This window comes from Gloeocapsa sp. DLM2.Bin57, from assembly GCA_007693955.1.
Lineage (GTDB): Bacteria > Cyanobacteriota > Cyanobacteriia > Cyanobacteriales > Gloeocapsaceae > Gloeocapsa.
The window spans coordinates 23937-45952 of the sequence record RECR01000065.1 but is presented as its reverse complement, the minus strand read 5'-3'; the positions used below and the strand labels follow the sequence as shown (position 1 = coordinate 45952).

Sequence of the window (22016 nt, the reverse complement as noted above, 5' to 3'; positions counted from 1 at the left end):
AATGTTAGTACATTTTCAGGTTGTCAAACCCAGATCAAGAGTTCCTAGGGAGGAGTTAATTAACTATTACATCTCTTGCCTTATTCGCGCATTCGCGCATTTCCCTCTTCCCTGGGCTACTAGATTAGAACCTAAGTTAGCATATTTAGGATAGCTACAGCTGCGCGATCGCACACTCCTACCTCTCCCAAACTAGTCGCCATAACTTGATAATCCGCTTTAATTTGGTTAATTTTAGCTGAATTAGTCAAAATTGCCAGAGCTTCTGTGACGATACCTTCACAACTAGCCTCTTCCTGCAATAATTCTGGCACAATAGCGCGATTCATTACTAAATTAGGAGGAGACATAAAAGGAATAGAGAACTTCAATAAATTACGAGCTACCCACATAGTCAGAGGATTAACCCGATACAAGACTACTTGAGGTACATTAAGTAAAGCAATCTCTAAATTAACCGTACCGGATTTAGTAATCGCCAAATCAGCAGCTGCGATCGCCGTCAGAGAACTTTCTCTAATAATTCTCGCTTTTAATCCATAAGTTGCGATCGCTTCTGCAATAGCAGCAGCATACTTAGGTAAAGATAGAGGAATCAGATACTCTAGAGGTTGAGACAACCTATCTTGGATAACTTTAGCCGCAGCAAACATCACAGGTAAAACATACTTAATTTCCTGTTGACGAGAAGCAGGAAACAGAGTAATAACCGTTGTTTGTGCGTCGATACCCAAATTTTGGCGCGCCATTTCCCGAGAAGGTGAATCAGCCAAACGATCCAAGAGAGGATGACCTACCCAGGTTACCCTAACACCTTGAGCGGAGAAAAAACGAGCTTCTTCAGGAAAAATTGCCAAGAGATGATCAGTAATTTTAGCTATTTCCTTAGTATCAGCGTTATTAGGAGACCAGACCCAAGCTTGAGGAGCGATATAATAAATAATAGGAACGTGGGGATATTTTTGACGAAGATAACGACCTATAGCTAAATTAGGACCGAGATAATCGATTAAAACCACTAAATCAGGAGGATGAGAGTTAAGATAAGCCTTAGCTTGACGTTGTACCCGCCAAGTCGGTAAGACTAGAGGTAGAGACTCTACAATACCCACCGAACCAATAGCGCTAGTATTCTCAATTAACTTAGCACCCTGTTGCACCATTTGTTCTCCACCTAAAGCCACAATTTCTAGATTGAGATTAGCTAGTTTAGCTTGACGAAACAAAGCAGCTACCAACATAGCGCCCTGTAAATCTCCCGAAACTTCTCCAGTACTAATAAAAATACGCATGATCTAACGTCCAGGAATAGGACCTCTGCGCCCTTGTTCAGTAGTTGATTTTAGTAAAAACTGATATAAATGTTCTAGACAGGAATCATCCCCGAGAGTTGGTAAGTTTGCCAAAGCTTGAGTAAAACTGTCACCCTTACGATATAGTAAAGAAAAAGCCTGTTTCAGTGATTTAATACCTTCAGGACTCACCCCACTACGTTTAAGACCAACTAAATTCAGGGTTCTTACCAAAGCGGGGTTTCCTTCTACCAACATATAGGGAGGAACATCGCGATCGATTCTACTCATACCCCCCAACATAGCCATAGTACCAATATGTACAAATTGATGAATACCCAAAACACCTCCAATTACAGCTTTAGACTCAATCACCACATGACCAGCTAAAGCCACACTATTAGCAATAACAATCCCATCTGCTAAGTTACAATTATGGGCAACGTGAACATAAGCCATTAAGAGATTATGATTACCAATCTCGGTAACTTCCCCCTCTGCGGTAGCCCGATTAATCGTCACGTATTCACGAATAGTATTATTATCCCCAATTTTTACCCGAGATTCCCCCCCACGATATTTTAAATCTTGAGGCTCTAAACCAATAGCAGCTCCTGGAAAAATACGATTTCCTGAGCCAATTTCCGTAGGTCCAGATATAATTACATGAGCACCAATACTAGTATTCGCACCAATTTTAACCTTATCTTCAATCACTGTATAAGGACCAATCTCAACACTGGGATCTATTTCAGCTTGAGGATGGATAACCGCTGTAGGATGAATTAGTTTATTCAAGAGAATCTCTCCAACTAATCAAGCAAGGAAAATAACATCTCACCATGAACGGTCAGTTGACCATCTACTGTACCTTCTCCTTGCATTTTAGCAATACGATTTCTTTTAAAACTCAATAATTCTACCGTCATGATTAACTGATCTCCAGGTACAACAGGACGACGAAAACGCACTTTTTCAATACCCGCAAAAACAAAGAATTTACCCTCCATTCCTGGCATTTTGGTTAAAACTACTCCCCCCACTTGTGCCATAGCTTCAACCATTAATACTCCAGGCATTAGAGGTCTTCCTGGTATATGTCCTTGAAAATATTCTTCATTAAAAGTAACATTTTTCAGTCCTACCGCTTTTTGACCTGGTACATATTCAAGAATGCGATCGACTAAAGCAAAAGGATAACGATGGGGTAAGATTCGTTGGATTTCTTCTACGGTAAATACAGTTTGATTTGCTGGCACAATGGTATTTTCTGACACATTTACTCCTTAATAGCTTGGGCTAACTGAACGTGTAATTGATGACTAGCTTTATAAGCCAGATAATGAGCAACAGGAATAGTTCCTAATAAACTAAGATCCCCTACTAAATCTAAAATTTTATGTCTAACTGGTTCATTCGTAAATCGTAAAGGAGGATTAAGCCATTGTTTTTGATCACAAACCAAAGCGTTTTCTAAACTCCCACCTTTGATTAAACCCGCTTGTTGTAAAGAGAGGATTTGACTAGCTAAAGCAAAAGTGCGCGCAGGGGCGATCGCCTCGCTGAAACTTTCCCCTTGAGGATTCCAGCTATACCATTGATTCCCTATCGCTGAGGTAGGAAAATCAATCCCGTAACTAAAACAGGTATAACTAGAGGGTATAGCAGCTACAAAAGCATCCCCCTGATGTCGCCAAATCGGTTCTGTAATTACAGGAGTGATTAGACTAGAATTCTCTATCTCAGTCAATCCTACTTTGTTAATTGCTTCTACCCAGATTTTAGCTGAACCATCTAATAAAGGTACTTCTGGTCCATTAATAGTGATACAGACGTGATCTACTCCCGTGGCTACTAAAGCAGCTAAGAGATGTTCTACTGTTCTTACCCTAGCTTCTCCTACCCCTAATTCTGTAGATAGTTGGGTTTGTTGGACATTTTGCACTACCGCGGGTATTTCTGCTGTTCCTGGTAAGTCTATACGCTGGAAATAGCGTCCTGTTGCTTGATGACTAGGTTGGAGAGTAACTATAGTTTCTACCCCTGAATGTAACCCGATTCCTGTTAGGGTAAAACTATCTTTGAGAGTATATTGCATTTTAGAATCTCTCCCCGATACCAAAGTGTATGCGACCATCTCCTTCATTGTTAATACCGTAATCTATTCTAATTGGACCTAAAGGGGATTGAATCCGAATTCCCAACCCATAACCGAAACCACTTCCAGGTAAATCTCTAATTGCAGAAGGATTCCCTGGTACACCGCTAGCAGTCCCTAAATCTGTACCTGCATCAAAAAATATTGCACCTCCGACGATCGCATAAACGGGAAAACGATACTCTATTGTAGCTTGCAAATAACTTTTTCCACTACCTACCTCACCTTCAGCATAACCTCTAACCGAGTTACTACCTCCTAAGACAAAAGCTTCATAAGGTGGTAAATCCCCAAGTACCGTCCCTCCCTGGACGTTAAACGCCAAAGCTTGAGGTTTATCTCTCATAAACTCAAAATTAAGGAACTTAACAGGAATAAAATAACTATAACTAGCCCTAACTCTATTTAAGAGAATATTTCCTGAACCAACCGGTACACTTTGTTCCATCCCTACCCTAAAAATAGAACCACTCGTGGGTTGAATAGGATTATTGCGTAAGTCTTGAGTAGCACTAAAGCGTAACAGAATTAAATCATCCACACCGCGATCGCTGAAAGCCAAATTAATGGAATTATCCTGTTTACGCGCGCGAGGAGAAAGATCCCCATCTGCATTTTCAATGCGCACGTTTTCGTATTGTATCCCTGTAGATAATACCCATACAGGACGTTCGTAAGGGGTTTCGGTCAGAGGTCGGGAAAAGTTAATCCCTCCCCCTGTTCTCACTATTCTAGGGCGATCATCTCCATTGGCGGTTCTAATCGCACTATTATCACCATCATAAACTAGAGAAATCGACCGACGTCGGAACAGATTAACGGTATAAGAAGTTCGATCATCGGTAGTAGCGATCCAAGGATCGGTAAAACTTACATCGAATAATAACTCTCTTTGCCCTACCTGAATTTCTGCTCCTATAGTTTGGTTGTTTCCTCCTAGGTTACGTTGTTGAAAACTGATCGTTCCAAATAAACCACTCGCTGAACTAATCCCCGCACCTGCTGCGATTGAACCTGTTCTACCTTCTACTACTTCTACGTTAACTATGACCTGACTAGGATCACTTCCTGGACTAAAGGATAAACGAATATCTTCAAATAATCCTAACCCAAATACCCTTTGTAAATCTCTTTGAGCTATATTACGGTTAAAAACATTACCTGGTTTTAGTTCAATCTCTCGGGTAATAATAAAATCTCTAGTTTTTCCCTCTACTGGTTCATTTTCTGCGTCAAAAAATTTAACCTGAATATCTTCTACTACCCCTTCGGCTATAATCAGGGTAACTACCCCGTCTGGTGAGATTTGGGGTGATCCTACTACCTGGGCTAAATCATAACCATTTTCTGAGTACCATTCGTTAATTCTAATAATTCCTTCTTGTAACTCTCTGAGATTGAGGATTCTACCGTATTGGGGAGAGAAAATCTCTTCGACTAAACTATCTGGTAAAGCTCGATCTTCTTCAGCAAAAGGAACGGTTTCAATGGCAACTTTGCTTAAAATGGGGTTAGCTTCTACTATAAAGGTTAACCTTACACCCAAGGGGGTATCTTCGACATCTACTTCTACTTCAGAGAAAAACCCTGTTACATAAATAGCGTTAATATCTTCTTGAACCTGTGAACGAGTAGTAGTTCTTCCTGGTCGCGTTTGAATGGTATTGTAGATTAAGGTTTCTAGTTCTCCATCTACCCCCACTACGTTAACTTCACCTACTAATACTCTTGGCTCTGCTTGAGGTGTAGTTCCTTGTGCTATTAAAGCTTTTCTGCCAGGTTTGTTTAGGGTTATACTATCAGCTTCTGGTCTAGGTATTTGGGCTATCAGGGTTTTTTCTGGTTTAATTAGGGATATCTCAGGCTCAAGTGTGGTATTCTGGGCTATGAGAGTTTTTCCTGGTTTGGTTAACTCTAATATTGTTTTCCCTTCACTTGGTTGCGTCAATAGGCTTGTACTGAGACTAACTGCAAAAAATAACAGAAAAAAATGGTTTTTAGGCACTTCCACACACCAAAAATAGGTTAATTTAAATTAGTCTAATGGTTAATTACTCTAGTTTTCACTTTTTGATAAGCCGCTTCGATCGCTCCTAGATCTTGTCGGAATCTATCTTTGTCTAAAACTCTAGCTTGGGGATCGCTTTCGTTTTGATCCCAGAGTCTGCAAGTATCAGGGCTAATCTCATCGGCTAGAATAATCTGTTTATTACCATCAAAACCAAACTCTAGTTTAAAATCTACTAGGGTAATCTCACAACTATCAAAAAATTCTTGTAAAGCTAAGTTAATTTTGAGCGCCATTTGCTTAATTGTCTCTAATTCTTCACTAGTAACCATTTCTAGTAAAGCTAAGCGATCGCTCGTTAATAACGGGTCTCCCAACTCGTCGTTTTTGAGGTAGAATTCTACTAGGGGTTGGGGTAAGATCCTACCGAGTGCTAAACCAGTCTCACGACATAAACTACCAGCGGCAATGTTTCTCACCACCACCTCTAAAGGAATAATTTTAACCCCTTTGACGCGCATTTCATTTGGTTTTGTTTGTTCGAGGTAATGGGTGGGTATTCCTTGAGATTCTAACCATTTAAAAATAGTCGCTGATACGGTACAGTTTACTTCCCCTTTCCCTTTGATTGTACCTCGCTTTTGAGCGTTAAACGCTGTTGCATCGTCTTTAAAATAAGTTAAGAGTACTTCTGGTTCAGTAGTACGATAAATTATTTTGGCTTTGCCTTCGTAAAGTTTCTCTAATTGTGACATAGTAATTATAAAAAAAAGGAGAGATTATGACTGATAACTTCGCTAAAAAAAATTTTCTCTATCCTAAAGCTAACTATAGAGGGGGTTTCTCCCCTGAAAATTTAGTTTTTAACGCTAATTTACAAGAATTTGCCCAAAAGGTAGTCTTTATCTGTAATCTAGAAACCAATGGGAAAATATCTACTAATGAAGCTTATCACGAAATTAAGCAACTCTGGAAAAAGCTTAAACAAAGTAAAAAAGAATTGAATATTAACAATGATTCACCTGACACTCAAGAGTAACTAATGCCTAAAACTAGCGCTATTAATACTATCTTTGTTGCTTTCCTGGTTATAGCTATTATAGTAGGTGCAGGTGGCGATCGCCTTGCTGAAGTAACTGAGGCTAGTTTTGAAGCAGCTAAAAATGCTGTTACTCTAGCTATTAATTTAATCGGTGTGATGGCTCTGTGGCTAGGTTTAGTCAGAGTCTTAGAAGCAGGTGGGTTAATGTACACGATCGCTAAGTTGCTTAAACCCATCATGCTCCACTTATTTCCCGATGTTCCCCCCAATCATCCCGCTATGGGTGCAATTACCCTTAATTTTGCTGCTAATTTCTTGGGGTTGGGTAACGCGGCTACTCCTTTAGGTATTAAAACCATGTTGGAATTAAATAAACTTAATCCGACTCCTGGAGTAGCTACTAATGCTATGTGTCTGTTTTTGGCGATTAATACTTCTAGTTTGACTTTATTTCCTTTAACGGTAATTGGGATAAGAGCTGCAACTAATGCTACTAATCCCGCGGCTATTTGGTTACCTACTCTATTATCTACTCTTATATCAACTATAGTCGCTATTGTAGTTTGTTTCTCTTTGACTTGGAATAGTCAAGTCTCTCCTATCCAAGATTCTATCTCCTCTGAAGCTTATTATCTAGATAATAATTATCAACATCTCCTCTCTTCTCCTAGTAGAGTTGGTAGAATTTGCGCTTGGTTGTTTGTGATTGCTTTTTTAATAGCGGTTATCTTTAATTTAGGTCGTCAAAATTGGTTAGAAACCGATATTCTCTCTCATTTGCTGATTCCTGCACTAATACTCTTAATCATTGCTTATGGTGTGGCTAAAGGGGTTAAAGTCTATGAAGCAGTTACCGAAGGCGCTAAACAAGGCTTTGAGGTAGCTATTAGCATTATTCCTTTTTTGGTTGCTATTTTAGTGGCGATCGCCATGTTTCGCGCTTCTGGGGCTATGGATATCTTGATTAATCTACTTGATCCTTATACTAACCTAATTAATATGCCTCCTGAAACCTTACCTATGGCTTTGATTCGCCCTCTTTCTGGTAGTGGAGCTTTAGGAGTGATGACAGAGTTATTAGAGCAATCACCCGATTCTTACCCTGCTTTTGTGGCTTCAGTAATGATGGGTAGCACTGAAACTACTTTTTATGTCTTAGCCGTTTATTTTGGTAGCGTTGGGATTATTAATATGCGTCATGCTATTATCGCTGGACTTCTCGCGGATTTGGCAGGGTTATTATCCGCTTGTTTTTGGTCGAGTATTTTCTTTAGTTAATTTAAATACATTAAGCTCATTAATAATGATCAAATAAGCATAAAATCTTAAATCTATGCCGAGAAAAATACGAGAGTTAAGGTAAAAATTGCCCGTGAAGGATTTGTTTATTTAGCCAAAAGAGGAAAAGGCAGTCATGAACGTTGATAGCATCCTTTAATCAAAAAAAACCTTAACAATTTACGGTAAAGATGGCGATGATGTTCCTCTTTATTTAGAAAGACAACTAACTCAATTACTCATTGAATTGCACCAATTAAGAAATAATGAAGATTTATGAATCAATATAGTATGCTTATTGAATGGTCTCAAGAAGATCAGTTATTTTTAGTAACTATTCCTGAGTTTTCGGCACAAGTTATCATGCCTTGTACTCATGGTAAAACTCGTCTAGAAGCCATTCGTAACGCCGAAGAAGTAATCGAAATGTATTTAGAAGCCTGGCAAGCAGAAAATCAACCTATTCCTCAACCAAAACCCCTACAAATTCTCTAAATGAAGAATGAAGATAAGACACTCTTGGATGCTAGCAATAGGGAAATGAAGAATGAGCGAATGTAGAATGAGACATTCAGGCAAAAGGCAAAAGTAGCATTATATATAAAACCTAACCCCTAAAACCGTTCCACCTAAAACCTAATACCTAACTCATTTTATATGACTAGTATCACCATTTAATAACATTTTCCAGCCTTCGGATGTACGCTGTATCTGTATTAAACAACAAAAACTGGTTTTGATTTCTGGAGTTTCAGGAACTAAAGTTTTAGCACTACCCACTACAGAAGCTGCATGACCAATAATTAGTATATCTTCAGAAAAGCTCTCGATTAAATATTTAGTAGTCATACTAACTCGTTGATTAAGTTGTGTTTCTGTTTCGGGATATTGGGGAATAACAGCGGATTTGTAACTATTGTCTATACGTGAATAACTTTGTGCTAAAATTTCCAGAGGGAGTGTTTCTGGTTGGGAAGACATCCAGTCAGGATTTAGCCACTCACTTAAACCTGCTTCTAATTTTAGGGGTAAATCCAGGATATCAGCAACAATATGAGCAGTTTGTACTGTACGTAAAAAGGGAGAAGCGAAAATATGGGCTATTGTAGCTGATTTTAGCTTTCTCCCGAGTTGTTGAGCTTGGATTTCTCCTTCTAAAGCTAAAGGAGGATCATAAGGTCTCTGGGCTTGATTAAACCAGTTTAAATCGATAAAGTCAAGGCGACTACCGTGTCTAGCAATCCAAATGGTTTGGCTCATGTAAATAAATCTCAAAAAACTTTACAAATGTTAATGAATTGATGTACTATTGTAAAGGTAGAGTTAATAAGTAAGTTTTTCGCTGAAATCAAGTCGATTTGGGTAAAAATACTTATCACTCATTATACCAGTAGTCAATATAGCAAAAATTGAATTCAAAGTTTGATTAACTAATTAAGCTGATATTAGCTCCTATCTCAATATCCTCACACTTACTGTGTTCTATTAGGAGGAATAGACTCCCCATTATGAAAACTGCTCAAAACGCAACTGACTCAGTTCGAGCTTACCTCAAAGAAATCGGTCGAGTTCCCCTGTTAACTCACGAAGAGGAAATTATTTACGCTAAACAAGTACAACGGTTAGTGGAATTAGAAAAATGCCAAGAAGAATTAGAAGCAAAAAGCCAAAAAACTATCTCAGAAGCCGAATGGGCAGAAGCTGCTAACATTAGCGTTCGCCAATTACGCCAAGAAATTTATGCAGGAGAAACAGCTAAACGTAAAATGATTGAAGCTAATCTACGTTTAGTTGTCTCTGTAGCCAAAAAGTATCTCAAGCGTAACTTAGACTTACTAGATTTAATCCAAGAAGGAACAATCGGAATGCAGCGAGGAGTAGAAAAATTTGACCCCACTAAAGGGTATAGATTTTCTACCTACGCTTACTGGTGGATACGTCAAGCTATCACTAGAGCGATCGCCGAAAAAAGTCGCACGATTCGTTTACCTATACATATAACCGAAAAACTCAATAAAATCAAGAAAGCACAAAGACAAATAGCTCAAGAAAAAGGTCGCTCAGCAACCATCACTGAGTTAGCCGAAGAGTTAGAATTAACTCCTAAACAGGTGCGAGAATACCTAGAAAGAGCACGTCAACCTCTCTCCCTCGATTTACGCGTAGGAGATAATAACGATACAGAATTAGGAGAATTGTTAGAAGATAGCGGACAATCACCCGAAGATTTTGCCAATTATGCGTCTCTCCAGTTCGATTTAGAACGATTGATGTCTGATTTAACACCACAACAAAAAGAGGTAATTAGTCTCCGTTTTGGTTTAACAGATGGTAAACCCCTAACATTATCTAAAATTGGTGTACAGTTAAACATCTCTCGTGAAAGAGTTCGTCAAATTGAACGAGAAGCTTTAGCTAAATTAAGGAAGCGTAAAGCTGATATGAGTGAATATATCGCTAGTTAAATTTAACTAATCCCCTCAGTTAGGGGATTTTTTCTGTCTATCAATTAAAATTATGGATAATTATTGGCAACTTCTTTTAGAATTGACCTTAGGCGTAACACTGAGTGCAGCGGCTGGATTTCGCGTCTTTGTCCCTCCTTTAATTCTCAGTCTAGGAGCACTGTTTGGTAATATTCAACTTAGTGATGATTTTCAATGGGTTAGCTCTCCTGAAGCGGTGATTTTATTAGCTATAGCTACCGTTGTAGAAATAATGGCTTATTATATACCAGTAGTAGATAACCTATTAGATACGGTACAAATTCCCCTAGCCTTAGTAATTGGAACTTTGTTAACCGCTAATAGTTTAGGGGATTTAGACCCAGTGGCGCAATGGACTATAGCTGTAATCGCAGGTGGTGGAGCTTCTAGCGCTATAGCGGGTATCAATGGAGCAGGTCGTGTTGCTTTAACTGGATTAACGGGAGGATTAGCTAATTTTTTACTAGCTACCCTAGAAGCAATTAGCGCCACTGTTTTAGCCTTAATAGTGGTAGTTGTGCCGATTTTAGCTCCTTTTGCTTTATTATTAGTAATAAGTTTAGTTGTATATATCCTGTTAAACTTTGCCAAAATCAAAGCCAAATTATTCTCCAAAAATGAGCCAAAAGGTAAAGAAACAACTTAAGATAGCAATAATAGGCGACGTCCATGACCAATGGGAAACAGAAGACGAAATAGCCCTAGATTATCTAGGGGTAGATTTAGTTTTATTTGTCGGAGATTTTGGTAACGAAGTAGTCCCATTAGTTAAGAAAATAGCCGCGTTGCCATTACCCAAAGCAGTGATTTTAGGGAATCATGACGCTTGGTACACAGCATCAGACTGGGGAAGAAAAAAAAGTCCTTATGATCATAGTAAAGAAGACAGAGTACAACAACAGTTAGACTTATTAGGAGAGAGTCATGTTGGTTACGGTCAAAAAGATTTTCCCGAGTTTAACTTGTCTGTAGTAGGAAGTCGTCCTTTTAGTTGGGGAGGACCAACTTGGAAAAATAGCGAATTTTATCAAGAACGTTACGGAGTGACTAACTTTACCGAATCTACCCAAAAGATAGTCACAGCAGCCAAACAAACCCAAGGCGATCGCCTAATTATCTTAGCCCATAATGGACCATTCGGATTAGGAGATCAACCAGAAGATTCCTGTGGTAAAGATTGGCATCCCCTAGGTGGGGACTTTGGCGATCCAGATTTAACAGAGGCGATCGCGCAAATAAAAGGTATGGGTAAAGAAGTGTTATTAGTAACCTTTGGACATATGCACCATCGTTTACGTCATACTCAATCAAGATCACGTCAAGCTATCAATAAAAGTCTAGATGGAACAATTTATTTTAATTCTGCTTGTGTTCCGAGAATTAAACAGACAGAAAGTGGTAAATTGCGCAATTTTTCCCTAGTTTATCTAGAAAATTATCAAATTAGCCAAATTAGTTTAGTTTGGTTAGGGGAAAAATATCAATTAATTTCTGAGCAAATATTTTATAATATTCAGAAATAATCACTATTGCAGAAAAAACCAAAATGTTGTAAATTGATCGAGACAAAAGTTAAGATCTTAACGGTGTGGTGTCATAGGAAAAATTTATGAGTAATACTAAAGAAACAGACTGGGAACTTTTCCAAGAAGGGTCATTTGTTGTTATTGAAGGTACAAATGGAGACGACCTCCTCACAGGAGGTGAAGGTAATGACTCCATTAGAGGTTTAGGTGGTAACGATACTCTTCTTGGTCTAGGTGGAGATGATATCCTCGAAGGTGGAACAGGTGACGATAGTTTAGAGGGTGGAGAAGGAGACGATACCCTAGACGGTGGTCCTGGCAATGATACCATGATTGGTGGACCAGGAGACGATACTTATCTAGTGAGAAGCTCTAACGATATCATCATAGAGCAACCTAATCAAGGGCTAGATACAGTCCTAGCTTTTGTTGATTACACTTTACCTGACAACGTCGAAAACATTGAGTTACAAGGTCGCGACAATCTCTCGGCTACGGGTAACGACTTAGACAACAGAATTCTTGGTAACAGAGGTGATAACTTCCTCTCAGGTGAAGGAGGAAACGACACTCTCATCGGTGGAGGGGGAGATGATACCCTAGACGGTGGGCCTGATGCTGATACCATGATTGGTGGACCAGGAGATGACACCTATATAGTCAGAAATACTGAAGATAGTATCATAGAGCAAGAGAACGCAGGGATAGATAATGTTATCGCCTTTGTTTCCTATACTTTACCTGAAAACGTCGAGAACTTGAGCCTAGAGGGAGATCAAAATATTGATGGGACAGGTAACGATCTAGACAATATCATCAATGGTAATAGAGGGAACAACCTACTCATAGGAAATGGAGGTAACGATACCCTCAGAGGTGGAGTAGGAGACGATACCCTCAATGGGGTAGAAGGTACAAACCTGTTAATTGGTGGAGCAGGAAATGATACTTATGTGCTTTCGAGTCGTCGAGATAGAATTGTTCAAGTCAGGGGTAATAGAAACGATCGCAACACTGTTATAGCACCATTTAGTTACATACTAGGAGACAATCTACATAACCTAACCCTAGAAGGAGATGACAATCTCAGAGGTGTAGGTAATGAACTAGATAACTTAATCGTAGGTAACGACGGTAACAACCTGTTAGTAGGTCGAGACGGAAATGATACTCTCATCGGTGGGGAGGGTAATAACACTCTCAACGGTGGACCTGGTGTAGATAGTATGATAGGAGGATCGGGAAATAACGTTTACTTTGTAGATGATCCCGAAGATATAGTTGTCAAACTATCACCCACAGGAACAGATCAAGTTCGTACCACCGTAGATTATACCCTACCTGAGAATGTCCAAAGATTAAGCATCATTAGTGACGATGATGTAGTAGGAATAGGCAACGATTTAGATAACTTTATCGTAGGGGGAGCAGGGAATAACCTACTTATTGGAGGAGAAGGAAGTGACACTCTCATCGGTGGAGATGGTGACGATACCTTAGATGGTGGTGGTCCTGTTCCTGATACCATCATCAATGAACCAGATGATGATGATAGTTTAAGTATCTCTAATGAAGAAGAGGTAAACGAAGGAGGTGAGACTCCTGACCAAGGAGAAGGAGGTGAGACTCCTGACCAAGGAGATGATGACGATACTTCTAACGGTGGAGATGGCGTTACTCGGGGTAACCGTTTAGTTGGAGGAAGAGGTAATAATACTTACATTGTCCGTAGTGAACTAGACGAAGTAATCGAACGTAGTACTGACCCCAATGAAATCGATACGGTAGAATCATTTATAGACTATACTCTCGGAGATAATCTCGAAAACCTGACATTACTAGGACAAGCGATTAACGGTACAGGTAACGCAGCTAATAACGTAATTATTGGTAATAGTCGAGATAACTTCCTCCAGGGTTTAGGAGGAGACGATAGCTTACAGGGTGGAGAAGGAAACGATACCCTCGATGGTGGAGAAGGTACAAATACCCTCAGAGGTGGACCTGGGGATGATACCTATATCATCAATAATTCTGAAGATGTAATCATCGAAAACAGAGATGAAGGAACTGATACAGTAATCACCACTGTTCCTTATACACTTCCTCGTAACGTAGAAAATATTATCTATGAAGGTGAAGGACCAACCACTTTAGTTGGTAATGATAATGATAACGAAATCACAGGAGGAGAAGGTAACGACTTACTCGAAGGTGGTGGTGGTGATGATACCCTCATCGGTGGAGCAGGAGATGATACCCTTGACGGTGGTTTAGGTGCAGATGTGATGATCGCTGCATCAGGTAGCAATACTTTTGTGGTTAACAGAACCGACGATGTAGTCATCAAAGAAAGTGCAGCCCCTGGGGAAATCGATACCATCATCAGTTCAGTTAGTTATGACATAGTTGAGAACGTCAATAACATCATCTTGACAGGAGACAGAAATCTCAACAGTGTGGGTAACAGTCTCAACAACGTCATGACAGGAAACGATGGGGATAACCTTCTAGAAGGGGGAGAAGGTAACGATACCCTTATTGGTGGAGAGGGTAATGATACCCTAGACGGTGGACCTGGTGCAGATGTCATGGAAGGTGGTCCTGGAGACGATACCTATATTGTCGATAACCCACAAGACCGAGTGGTAGAACTTCCCGACGAAGGAACAGACACAGTGATATCTTCTGTTGACTATGTTTTACCCGCTAACGTAGAAAATCTCACCCTGACAGGTAATGCTAGCCGAGGTACAGGTAATGATTTAGACAACGAAATTATCGGTAATGAAAATGACAACAACCTGATTGGGGGTGCAGGGAATGATACTCTTGACGGTGTTGCAGGTACTAACCGTCTTGAAGGTGGTCCTGGAGATGACACCTATATTATTCGTAGTACAGAAGACACGATCGTGGAAGCTCCTAATGGTGGAACAGATACGGTTATTTCCTTTGTTGACTATGTACTCAGCGATAACTTAGAAAACTTAACTTTAGAAGGGGAAGAAGCTGTTAATGGTACAGGTAACGCCCTAGATAACGTCATTACAGGGAATGCTAATAATAACCTGTTGATTGGTGGACCGGGTAACGATACTCTGATTGGGGGAGAAGGAGATGATACCCTAGATGGTACTGTACCTGAAGGAGAAACACCAGGAATCGATAGCTTAGTAGGTGGTCCTGGAAATGATACCTATCTCATTGACCATGAGGGAGACGTGGTAGTTGAAGAACGAGATGGTGGTATTGATACGATCTTTTCTTCTGTACCCTATGATTTACCACGCAACGTAGAAAATATCATTTTTACTGCTTCAGTGGGTGATATTGAAGTAACAGGTAACTCAGCTGATAACAGAATAGTTACTATAGATGGTAACAACCTTTTAAGAGGTTTAGAAGGAGACGATACCCTAGAGGGTGGCGAAGGTAACGATACCCTAGACGGTGGACCTGGAGCTGATTTAATGATTGGTGGTCCTGGTAGTGATACCTACATCGTTGATAACGAAAACGATCAAATCATAGAAGAGCCTAAAGGTCCCGACAGCGAAGACGTTGATGAGGTATTGGCTTCCGTTAGCTATCGACTTCCAGATAACGTCAATAATATTACCCTGACTGGTCGAGCCAACATCGACGCTACTGGTAACAATCTCGATAACGTTCTCACTGGTAATAGCGGTAATAATCGTCTCGATGGTGGACCAGGTGCAGATACCATGATAGGTGGTCCTGGTGGTGATAATACCTATGTTGTGGATAACGAAGGTGACGAAGTCATCGAAAGTAGTAGCAATAATGTTAGTACAGTTGAATCTTCTATCGACTATACCCTAGGGGATAATCTCAGAAACCTCATACTCACTGGCAACAATAATATTAGCGGTACAGGTAACCGACTAGACAACCAAATTACTGGTAACCAAGCCAATAACGTTCTTACAGGAGGTGCAGGTAACGACACCCTTGATGGTGGAGCAGGTGCAGATACCATGATAGGTGGTCCTGGTGATGATACCTATATTGTGGATAATTCCAATGATGTTATTATCGAAGAACCAGGGGAAGGAACTGATATTGTTCTGGCTTCAGCTAGTTATACTCTACCCGCTAACGTAGAAAACCTTACCTTAACTGGCAACGGTGCAATCGATGGTACAGGTAATGATCTAGATAACGTGATCATTGGTAATGATAACGCTAATACCCTCGAAGGTGGTGATGGGGATGACACCTTGATTGGTGGTCTCGGTAATGACAGTTTAGTAGGAGGTCCAGGAAACGATCGCCTGATTGGTGGAGCTGGTCAAGACACCTTGGTTGGTGGTCCTGGTGAGGATGTTTTTGTGTACGAATCTCCCGACCAAGGACCTGACTTAATCGTTGGTTATGTACCTAATGATGATACAATCGAAGTGTCTGCCCGAGGTTTTGGCGGTGGTTTAGAAGCAGGACGTACTCTGTCTGCTAATCAGTTTACTATAGGCTCTAGTGCAACTACCAGAGAACAACGCTTTATCTATCAGCAAGAAGGTAATCGCAACGTTCTCTTCTACGATCCCGATGGTAGTGGTCCATTACCACAGGTTCGCTTACTAGAGATGAGTGGACGTGTTGACTTAACTAACAACGATATTGTCATAGTCTAATTACTCAACAAATATCAACTAAAAGGGGGTAGCCAAAACTACCCCTTTTTTGTTATGATTTATTCCTGTCTGGAGAGATGGCAGAGTGGTCGATTGCGTCCGACTTGAAATCGGATGAAGCGCAAGCTTCCGGGAGTTCGAATCTCCCTCTCTCCGTTACTACTAATTAGGGCTTTCCTCAATCACCTTGTCGATGAGACCATAAGCTTTAGCCTCTTCGGCTGACATGAAGAAATCACGATCTGTATCCCTTTCGATTTTTTCTAAGGGTTGACCAGTATGATGACTCATCATTTGATTAAGTTCATCACGAATACGTAAAATCTCATTAGCTTCGATTTCAATATCTGTTGCTTGTCTTCTTCCTTGTATTCCACCTAGGGGTTGGTGAATCATAATCCGAGAATGGGGTAAAGCTAAACGTTTTCCTGGTGCACCTGCAGCTAATAAGAAAGCCCCCATAGAAGCAGCTAAACCTACACAAATAGTCACTACTTCTGACTTGATGTACTGCATCGTATCATAGATAGCTAGACCTGCGGTTACCGAACCTCCAGGAGAGTTGATATAAAGATAAATTGGTTTACCGGGATCTTCAGAATCTAGATACAACATCACCGAGATAATCTGGTTAGCTAAACCGTCATTAACACCTCTACCTAGAAAGATAATTCTTTCTCGATATAAACGGTTATATAAATCAATCCAGTCACTATAGGGTTGACCGGGTAAACGATAGGGAACTTTGGGAACACCAATAGGCATATTAACAACTTAAGTAAGTGAAGGTACAGGGGTAGGTAAGTCTTTACGACTAGTCAAAATCTTATCAATCAAGCCATATTCTTTAGCTTGTTCAGGATTCATGTATAACATTCTGTCAGTATCTCGCTCAATTTTTTCTAAGGGTTGACCAGTATTTTGAGCAAACATTTCTAGCATCATCTGACGATTAGCGAGAACTTCTTTAGCACGGATTTGAATATCTGTTGCTTGTCCTTGAGCACCTTGACGGGCTTGATGTAAGATTATAGTCGCATGGGGTAAGCTGGCTCGACAACCTTTTGAACCAGAAGCTAAAATCATTGCCGCAGTACCCATAGCTTGTCCAATACAGATAGTATGTACAGGGGGCTTAATGTATTTAAGGGTGTCATAAATAGCAAAAGCCTCTGTTTCAAAACCAATAGCTTCTCCTCCATACCAAGAAGTACCAGTGGAATTGATATACATATAGATTGGTTTGTCGGGATCTTCAAACTGAAGATAAAGTAATTGAGCGATAATCAACTCAGTAACATCTATCCCAATCTGATCCTTATACTCATCAGGAGAAATCAGAGGTAACCCCAGATAAACGATCCTTTCCTTTAATAGTAAAGAAGGTAAATCTGGTGGAGGGGTTCGATAAGAAGCATCCCCTGTATAGGGAGCTTGTACAGCTTGAATCGGTGAATCCATCATCAATAAATTAAGTCGTAACTCTTATTTGATTGTGACACATTTAACCAGATTTAGATTGAGAAGGTAAAATCGCTACGAGAATTACGGCAAAAAAATTAAAAATACCCCCCAAGAAAAACCATAACCAAAAATCTCTGTTCTTTTGTACAGCTATAGAACCACATAACCAACCAACAAAAAGACCCAAGGGGTTAGCAACCAGAGCGATACAGGCAAATACCCCCATTACGGTTCTGATGGTAATCAATGATGGATCTGTAGTTTGGACATTTACAGGAGTCACAGGGTTAGTTTTGACTACTGGTTGGACATTTTCTTTGACATATTGTGGACTGACAGCAGGTGAGGGACTGGATTTAGGTTTGATGTACAATGGTTTAATCTGATTAACTTCGGGGTTTAAATCGGCTAAAACCTCTTCTACAGATTGATAACGCTTTTTAGTCGCCTGTTGTACTAACTTATCTAAAATCTTGGCTAAATCATGGCTAATAGGATTATTCTTAGCTAGATAATCTCGCCAAACCCAATCATTTTCCGTAGTGCTAAACAAATCAAAAGGGTTAACGTTGGTCAATAAATGTAAACAGGTTACCCCTAAACTATATAAATCACTACTGAATCTGGATTCACCCCGCATTTGTTCTGGTGCTGCGTATTCGGCTGTACCAACAATGCAAGAATGATTATATCTGACATTGGGTTTAAACTCCTTAGAAGCACCAAAATCCACCAAAACCAACTTGTTATCTATTGCACGTCTGATGATGTTTTCTGGTTTAATATCTCTGTGGATGACTTGTTGAGAGTGAATAAATTGCAAAATTGACAAAATATCCGCTAAAAAAGCGCGTATTTCCTGCTCATTAAAAACCCCTTTACTCTCTAACTCCTGAGCTAAATTTTGACCTTCGATATATTCTTGGACTAGATATTGTCTCCCTTCATGGTTACAATAGGATAATAACTCGGGGATTTGGGGATGATCTCCTAATTCGTCCAGACGATGAGCCTCTCTTTTAAACAATTCAGAGGCTTTGGCGATATATTCTGGCTCTTGACTATCGGGAAGAGATTGCTTAATTATACAATAAGGTTTAGAGGGTTTAGCTTGATCAGTAGCTAAAAAAGTTTTACCAAACCCACCCTGTCCTATAATTTTAACCCCACGATAACGATCTTGTAGTAAAAGCTTTGAACCACATTTTTGACAAAATTTAGCCTCAGGGGGGTTTTTAGCGAGACATTCTGGTACAAGACATAGACTCATGGCTAATTGTGAGAGGGGAGATATATTAATATTATATCTTTGTTAATTTGTGTAAGCGGGGAAGAACTTATTAACCACGATCGCCAAAGGTATCATCGGTAACATCGGAATCAAGCAAATCAACCATTGGTTTAAATTCAAGGGAACGGTTTTAAACAAGGTATTGAGTAAGGGAACTTGACTAAACAAAATCTGTAAGGCGATCGCCCCGACAATACCCAAAATCATCGCGGAAGCATTACCTTTAGGAGTAGCTATACCGCGCAACTTATGAACTAAATCCACACCAAGTTGACTAATACTGAGTAGATAGACGATTCTCGCTGCTACTAAAGCTTGAATAGCCATAGTTCTAGCTAAATCCAAATTACCAGTACTAATTCTAATCCATTCAAAAATCCCAAAAATCAAGATCCAATTAAACACAGAAATCGCTAAAACCCTTTTAACCAGATTACCCGATAATAAAGGTTCATTAGGATTGCGGGGGGGGTGCTTCATTAAACCTAGTGAAGAGGGTTCAAAAGCCAAAGGAACGGTCATAGTCACCGAATTAATCATATTTAACCACAATACCTGTAAAGATAAAATGGGTAAATCTCTAGCTAATAAAGCACTAATCAAAATAGTCATGGATTCTCCACCGTTAACAGGTAAGAGAAAAGAAATAGCTTTTTGCAGGTTTTGATAAACCGTTCGTCCTTCTTCTACAGCAGCTTTAATAGAAGCAAAATTATCATCAGTCAACAACATATCAGCCGATTCTCTAGCTACGTCTGTACCCGCTTTTCCCATAGCAATACCGATATCAGCTTGTTTTAAAGCCGGTGCATCGTTGACCCCATCTCCCGTCATCGCCACGACTTCCCCTTTTAATTGGAGGATTTCTACTAATTGTAATTTCTGTTCGGGGGCGACTCTAGCAAAAACTACACCATCAACTACCGCCTCATTTTGTTGCTGATGATCCATTTTAGCGATTTGTACTCCTTCAAAAGCTAATAACTCGCCATTTTTCTGTATTCCCAAACGTTCAGCGATCGCTTTAGCCGTAGTCACATGGTCACCTGTAATCATTTTTACTTGAATACCCGCTTGTTGACAAGCCCTAACCGCGGCGATCGCTTCTGGGCGTGGTGGATCAATCATTCCCTGTAACCCTAGAAAAATCAAATTATCCTCTAAATCATCATGATCTAAGGAATGTTGATGAGAATTAGCTACTTTTCTGGCTAAAGCTAAGACACGTAAACCCTGAGAAGCCATTGCTTCTACCTCTTGATTAATCGATTGAGGATTGATAGGCATAATTTGACCTTCTGAGTCAAAAGTCTGCTGACAACGTGCTAGAATCCTTTCTACTGAGCCTTTGACGTAGATTAAACGGGGGGTATCCTCATGAGGTTGACTAGCATCGTGTAAAGTAGCCATATATTGAAACTCAGATTCAAAGGGAATAGAGTCTAAACGAGGTAAAGAATTATTAACAAAAGACTGAGTTAAACCCGCTTTATCAGCTACGGTAATTAAAGCACCTTCTGTAGGGTCTCCTACTACCTGCCAATAGTTACTTTTTTTCTCTAAGTGAGAGTCATTGCATAATAAACCTGCGATTAAACATTCTTTCAAGCTAAAATTTAAATCAGATACAATCTGATCAGATTCTGGAGAGATAATCTCACCCTCGGGACTGTAACCACTTCCTGTCACATTGTATCTTTGACCTCCTGTATAAATAGCTTGTACAGTCATTTGATTTTCGGTGAGAGTACCTGTTTTATCCGAACAGATAACCGTTGCACTGCCAAGGGTTTCTACTGCAGGTAATTTTCGTACAATAGCGTTACGAGTAGCCATACGATTAACCCCAATCGCCAAAGTAATAGTAACTACCGCGGGTAATCCTTCGGGAATCGCACTCACTGCTAAAGCTACAGCAGCTTCAAACATCTCTACATAGTCTTGACCACGTCCTATCCCTATAGATAAGGTTAAAGTAGCTAAGGCTAAAATTATATAGAGTAGAGTTTTGCTGAATTTAGCAAATTTACGAGTTAGGGGAGTAGTTAAATTAACTCGTTTTGACATTGACTGAGAAATTTTACCTACTTCTGTATTACTTGCGGTAGCAACTACGATACCTTTAGCTTGTCCAAAAGTGACAAAAGTCCCTCCATAACCCATATTAGTACGTTCTGCTAAGGGTATATCTCCATCGAGTAATTCTGTGGTTTTATTGACTGGTAATGATTCTCCCGTTAAAGCAGATTCGTCAACCTGTAGATTGCGAATATTGGTTAATCTCACGTCTGCGGGTATTTTATCTCCCGAGGTTAAGATGACTATATCCCCTGGTACTAAATCTCCTGAAGGAATGCGGATTTTTTGACCATCTCGTATGGTAATCGCTTCGGTGGTAACTGCTTTAGCTAAAGAGGCGATCGCACTTTCTGCTTTTGATTCTTGCACAAATCCAATTACCGCGTTGATAACCGTTACACCCCAAATTACCCCAGCATTAGTCCATGATCCTAAAAAGGCTTTAATCGTTCCTGCAATCAGCAGAATATATAATAATGGTTGATTGAATTGTAATAAGAATCTTAACCAAGCAGGTTTTCCTGGTTTGACTTCTAATTCATTCCTTCCGTATTGTTCATAGCGTTTGGCTACTTCTTCTGGACTTAAACCCGTATCTAGATTAGTCTTAAATAATTGACATATTTCTCTATCCGTAATTTCGTGATAGCTGTTGTCCTTTATTTGATTCATGATTTGGCATTATTTCCATCTCTCTTTTTCTATCTTAATAGTGCAATTAGATAAATTTGCTG

The 22016-nt window shown here is 39.8% G+C and carries 18 protein-coding genes and 1 tRNA gene; 8 read left to right on the top strand and 11 right to left on the bottom strand.

The annotated features are described in order from the left end of the window. Positions 1-131: 131 nt before the first annotated feature. Genes EA365_07650 through EA365_07625 form a run of 6 tightly spaced genes read right to left on the bottom strand, consistent with a single transcriptional unit; the run spans position 132 to position 6213 of the window. A complete protein-coding gene (locus EA365_07650; protein ID TVQ45533.1) occupies positions 132-1292 on the bottom strand; it encodes a lipid-A-disaccharide synthase in 1161 nt (386 codons plus the stop codon). 3 nt (positions 1293-1295) lie between these two features. Further along, entirely contained in the window at positions 1296-2090 is a 795-nt protein-coding gene (locus tag EA365_07645) for an acyl-ACP--UDP-N-acetylglucosamine O-acyltransferase (GenBank protein ID TVQ45532.1), read from the bottom strand. A 14-nt stretch (positions 2091-2104) separates the two neighbouring features. After that, positions 2105-2569, bottom strand: a complete 465-nt coding sequence (fabZ, locus tag EA365_07640; GenBank protein TVQ45531.1) for a 3-hydroxyacyl-[acyl-carrier-protein] dehydratase FabZ — start codon at positions 2567-2569, stop codon at positions 2105-2107. A gap of 2 nt (positions 2570-2571) precedes the next feature. Further along, entirely contained in the window at positions 2572-3390 is an 819-nt protein-coding gene (locus EA365_07635) for a UDP-3-O-acyl-N-acetylglucosamine deacetylase (protein TVQ45530.1), read from the bottom strand. A gap of 1 nt (position 3391) precedes the next feature. Further along, entirely contained in the window at positions 3392-5461 is a 2070-nt protein-coding gene (locus EA365_07630; GenBank protein ID TVQ45529.1) for a hypothetical protein, read from the bottom strand. 29 nt (positions 5462-5490) lie between these two features. Beyond that, complete coding sequence (locus EA365_07625; GenBank protein ID TVQ45528.1) at positions 5491-6213, bottom strand: phosphoribosylaminoimidazolesuccinocarboxamide synthase; 723 nt, start codon at positions 6211-6213, stop codon at positions 5491-5493. A 26-nt stretch (positions 6214-6239) separates the two neighbouring features. On the opposite strand from EA365_07625, the gene EA365_07620 reads away from it, so the two are divergent. From EA365_07620 to EA365_07610, 3 genes are all read left to right on the top strand, one after another. Beyond that, positions 6240-6497, top strand: a complete 258-nt coding sequence (locus EA365_07620) for a hypothetical protein (protein TVQ45527.1) — start codon at positions 6240-6242, stop codon at positions 6495-6497. 3 nt (positions 6498-6500) lie between these two features. Continuing rightward, complete coding sequence (locus EA365_07615) at positions 6501-7778, top strand: spore maturation protein (protein ID TVQ45526.1); 1278 nt, start codon at positions 6501-6503, stop codon at positions 7776-7778. A 276-nt stretch (positions 7779-8054) separates the two neighbouring features. After that, positions 8055-8273, top strand: a complete 219-nt coding sequence (locus EA365_07610) for a type II toxin-antitoxin system HicB family antitoxin (protein TVQ45525.1) — start codon at positions 8055-8057, stop codon at positions 8271-8273. A 153-nt stretch (positions 8274-8426) separates the two neighbouring features. Here the strand turns inward: EA365_07610 and EA365_07605 are convergent, their stop codons facing one another. Further along, positions 8427-9044 carry a histidine phosphatase family protein gene (locus tag EA365_07605; GenBank protein ID TVQ45551.1) on the bottom strand — a complete coding sequence of 206 codons (618 nt, stop codon included), beginning with the start codon at positions 9042-9044 and terminating at the stop codon, positions 8427-8429. Positions 9045-9286: 242 nt separating this feature from the next. Between EA365_07605 and EA365_07600 the strand changes: the two genes are divergently transcribed. The 5 genes from EA365_07600 (at position 9287) to EA365_07580 (ending at position 16604) form a co-directional block, all read left to right on the top strand. Further along, entirely contained in the window at positions 9287-10243 is a 957-nt protein-coding gene (locus EA365_07600; GenBank protein TVQ45524.1) for an RNA polymerase sigma factor, RpoD/SigA family, read from the top strand. A 52-nt stretch (positions 10244-10295) separates the two neighbouring features. Continuing rightward, a complete protein-coding gene (locus EA365_07595; GenBank protein ID TVQ45523.1) occupies positions 10296-10910 on the top strand; it encodes a DUF4126 domain-containing protein in 615 nt (204 codons plus the stop codon). After that, positions 10882-11787 (top strand): TIGR04168 family protein, encoded by a 906-nt coding sequence (locus tag EA365_07590; GenBank protein ID TVQ45522.1) that lies wholly within the window; start codon positions 10882-10884, stop codon positions 11785-11787. Before EA365_07595 ends, EA365_07590 begins: the two co-directional genes overlap by 29 nt. Before the next feature lie 86 nt (positions 11788-11873). After that, entirely contained in the window at positions 11874-16448 is a 4575-nt protein-coding gene (locus EA365_07585) for a calcium-binding protein (GenBank protein TVQ45521.1), read from the top strand. A 71-nt stretch (positions 16449-16519) separates the two neighbouring features. Further along, positions 16520-16604, top strand: a tRNA-Ser gene (locus tag EA365_07580). A 6-nt stretch (positions 16605-16610) separates the two neighbouring features. Here the strand turns inward: EA365_07580 and EA365_07575 are convergent. The 4 genes from EA365_07575 to EA365_07560 are packed head-to-tail and all read right to left on the bottom strand — an operon-like array spanning position 16611 to position 21954. Next, entirely contained in the window at positions 16611-17213 is a 603-nt protein-coding gene (locus EA365_07575) for an ATP-dependent Clp protease proteolytic subunit (protein TVQ45520.1), read from the bottom strand. A gap of 9 nt (positions 17214-17222) precedes the next feature. After that, positions 17223-17909, bottom strand: a complete 687-nt coding sequence (locus tag EA365_07570) for an ATP-dependent Clp protease proteolytic subunit (GenBank protein ID TVQ45519.1) — start codon at positions 17907-17909, stop codon at positions 17223-17225. Positions 17910-17952: 43 nt separating this feature from the next. Then, the gene (locus tag EA365_07565) at positions 17953-19182 is read right to left on the bottom strand and encodes a protein kinase (GenBank protein ID TVQ45518.1); all 1230 of its coding nucleotides are present in this window, start codon (positions 19180-19182) and stop codon (positions 17953-17955) included. A gap of 42 nt (positions 19183-19224) precedes the next feature. Beyond that, complete coding sequence (locus EA365_07560) at positions 19225-21954, bottom strand: cation-transporting P-type ATPase (GenBank protein TVQ45517.1); 2730 nt, start codon at positions 21952-21954, stop codon at positions 19225-19227. Positions 21955-22016 lie beyond the last annotated feature (62 nt).

Excerpts from the sequence above, each read along its gene's own strand:
- EA365_07650 (TVQ45533.1), bottom strand. The coding sequence starts at position 1,292 with ATGCGTATTTTTATTAGTACTGGAGAAGTTTCGGGAGATTTACAGGGC.
- EA365_07635 (TVQ45530.1), bottom strand. The coding sequence starts at position 3,390 with ATGCAATATACTCTCAAAGATAGTTTTACCCTAACAGGAATCGGGTTA.
- EA365_07625 (TVQ45528.1), bottom strand. The coding sequence starts at position 6,213 with ATGTCACAATTAGAGAAACTTTACGAAGGCAAAGCCAAAATAATTTAT.
- EA365_07620 (TVQ45527.1), top strand. The coding sequence starts at position 6,240 with ATGACTGATAACTTCGCTAAAAAAAATTTTCTCTATCCTAAAGCTAAC.
- EA365_07615 (TVQ45526.1), top strand. The coding sequence starts at position 6,501 with ATGCCTAAAACTAGCGCTATTAATACTATCTTTGTTGCTTTCCTGGTT.
- EA365_07610 (TVQ45525.1), top strand. The coding sequence starts at position 8,055 with ATGAATCAATATAGTATGCTTATTGAATGGTCTCAAGAAGATCAGTTA.
- EA365_07600 (TVQ45524.1), top strand. The coding sequence starts at position 9,287 with ATGAAAACTGCTCAAAACGCAACTGACTCAGTTCGAGCTTACCTCAAA.
- EA365_07595 (TVQ45523.1), top strand. The coding sequence starts at position 10,296 with ATGGATAATTATTGGCAACTTCTTTTAGAATTGACCTTAGGCGTAACA.
- EA365_07590 (TVQ45522.1), top strand. The coding sequence starts at position 10,882 with ATGAGCCAAAAGGTAAAGAAACAACTTAAGATAGCAATAATAGGCGAC.
- EA365_07585 (TVQ45521.1), top strand. The coding sequence starts at position 11,874 with ATGAGTAATACTAAAGAAACAGACTGGGAACTTTTCCAAGAAGGGTCA.
- EA365_07575 (TVQ45520.1), bottom strand. The coding sequence starts at position 17,213 with ATGCCTATTGGTGTTCCCAAAGTTCCCTATCGTTTACCCGGTCAACCC.
- EA365_07570 (TVQ45519.1), bottom strand. The coding sequence starts at position 17,909 with ATGGATTCACCGATTCAAGCTGTACAAGCTCCCTATACAGGGGATGCT.
- EA365_07565 (TVQ45518.1), bottom strand. The coding sequence starts at position 19,182 with ATGAGTCTATGTCTTGTACCAGAATGTCTCGCTAAAAACCCCCCTGAG.
- EA365_07560 (TVQ45517.1), bottom strand. The coding sequence starts at position 21,954 with ATGAATCAAATAAAGGACAACAGCTATCACGAAATTACGGATAGAGAA.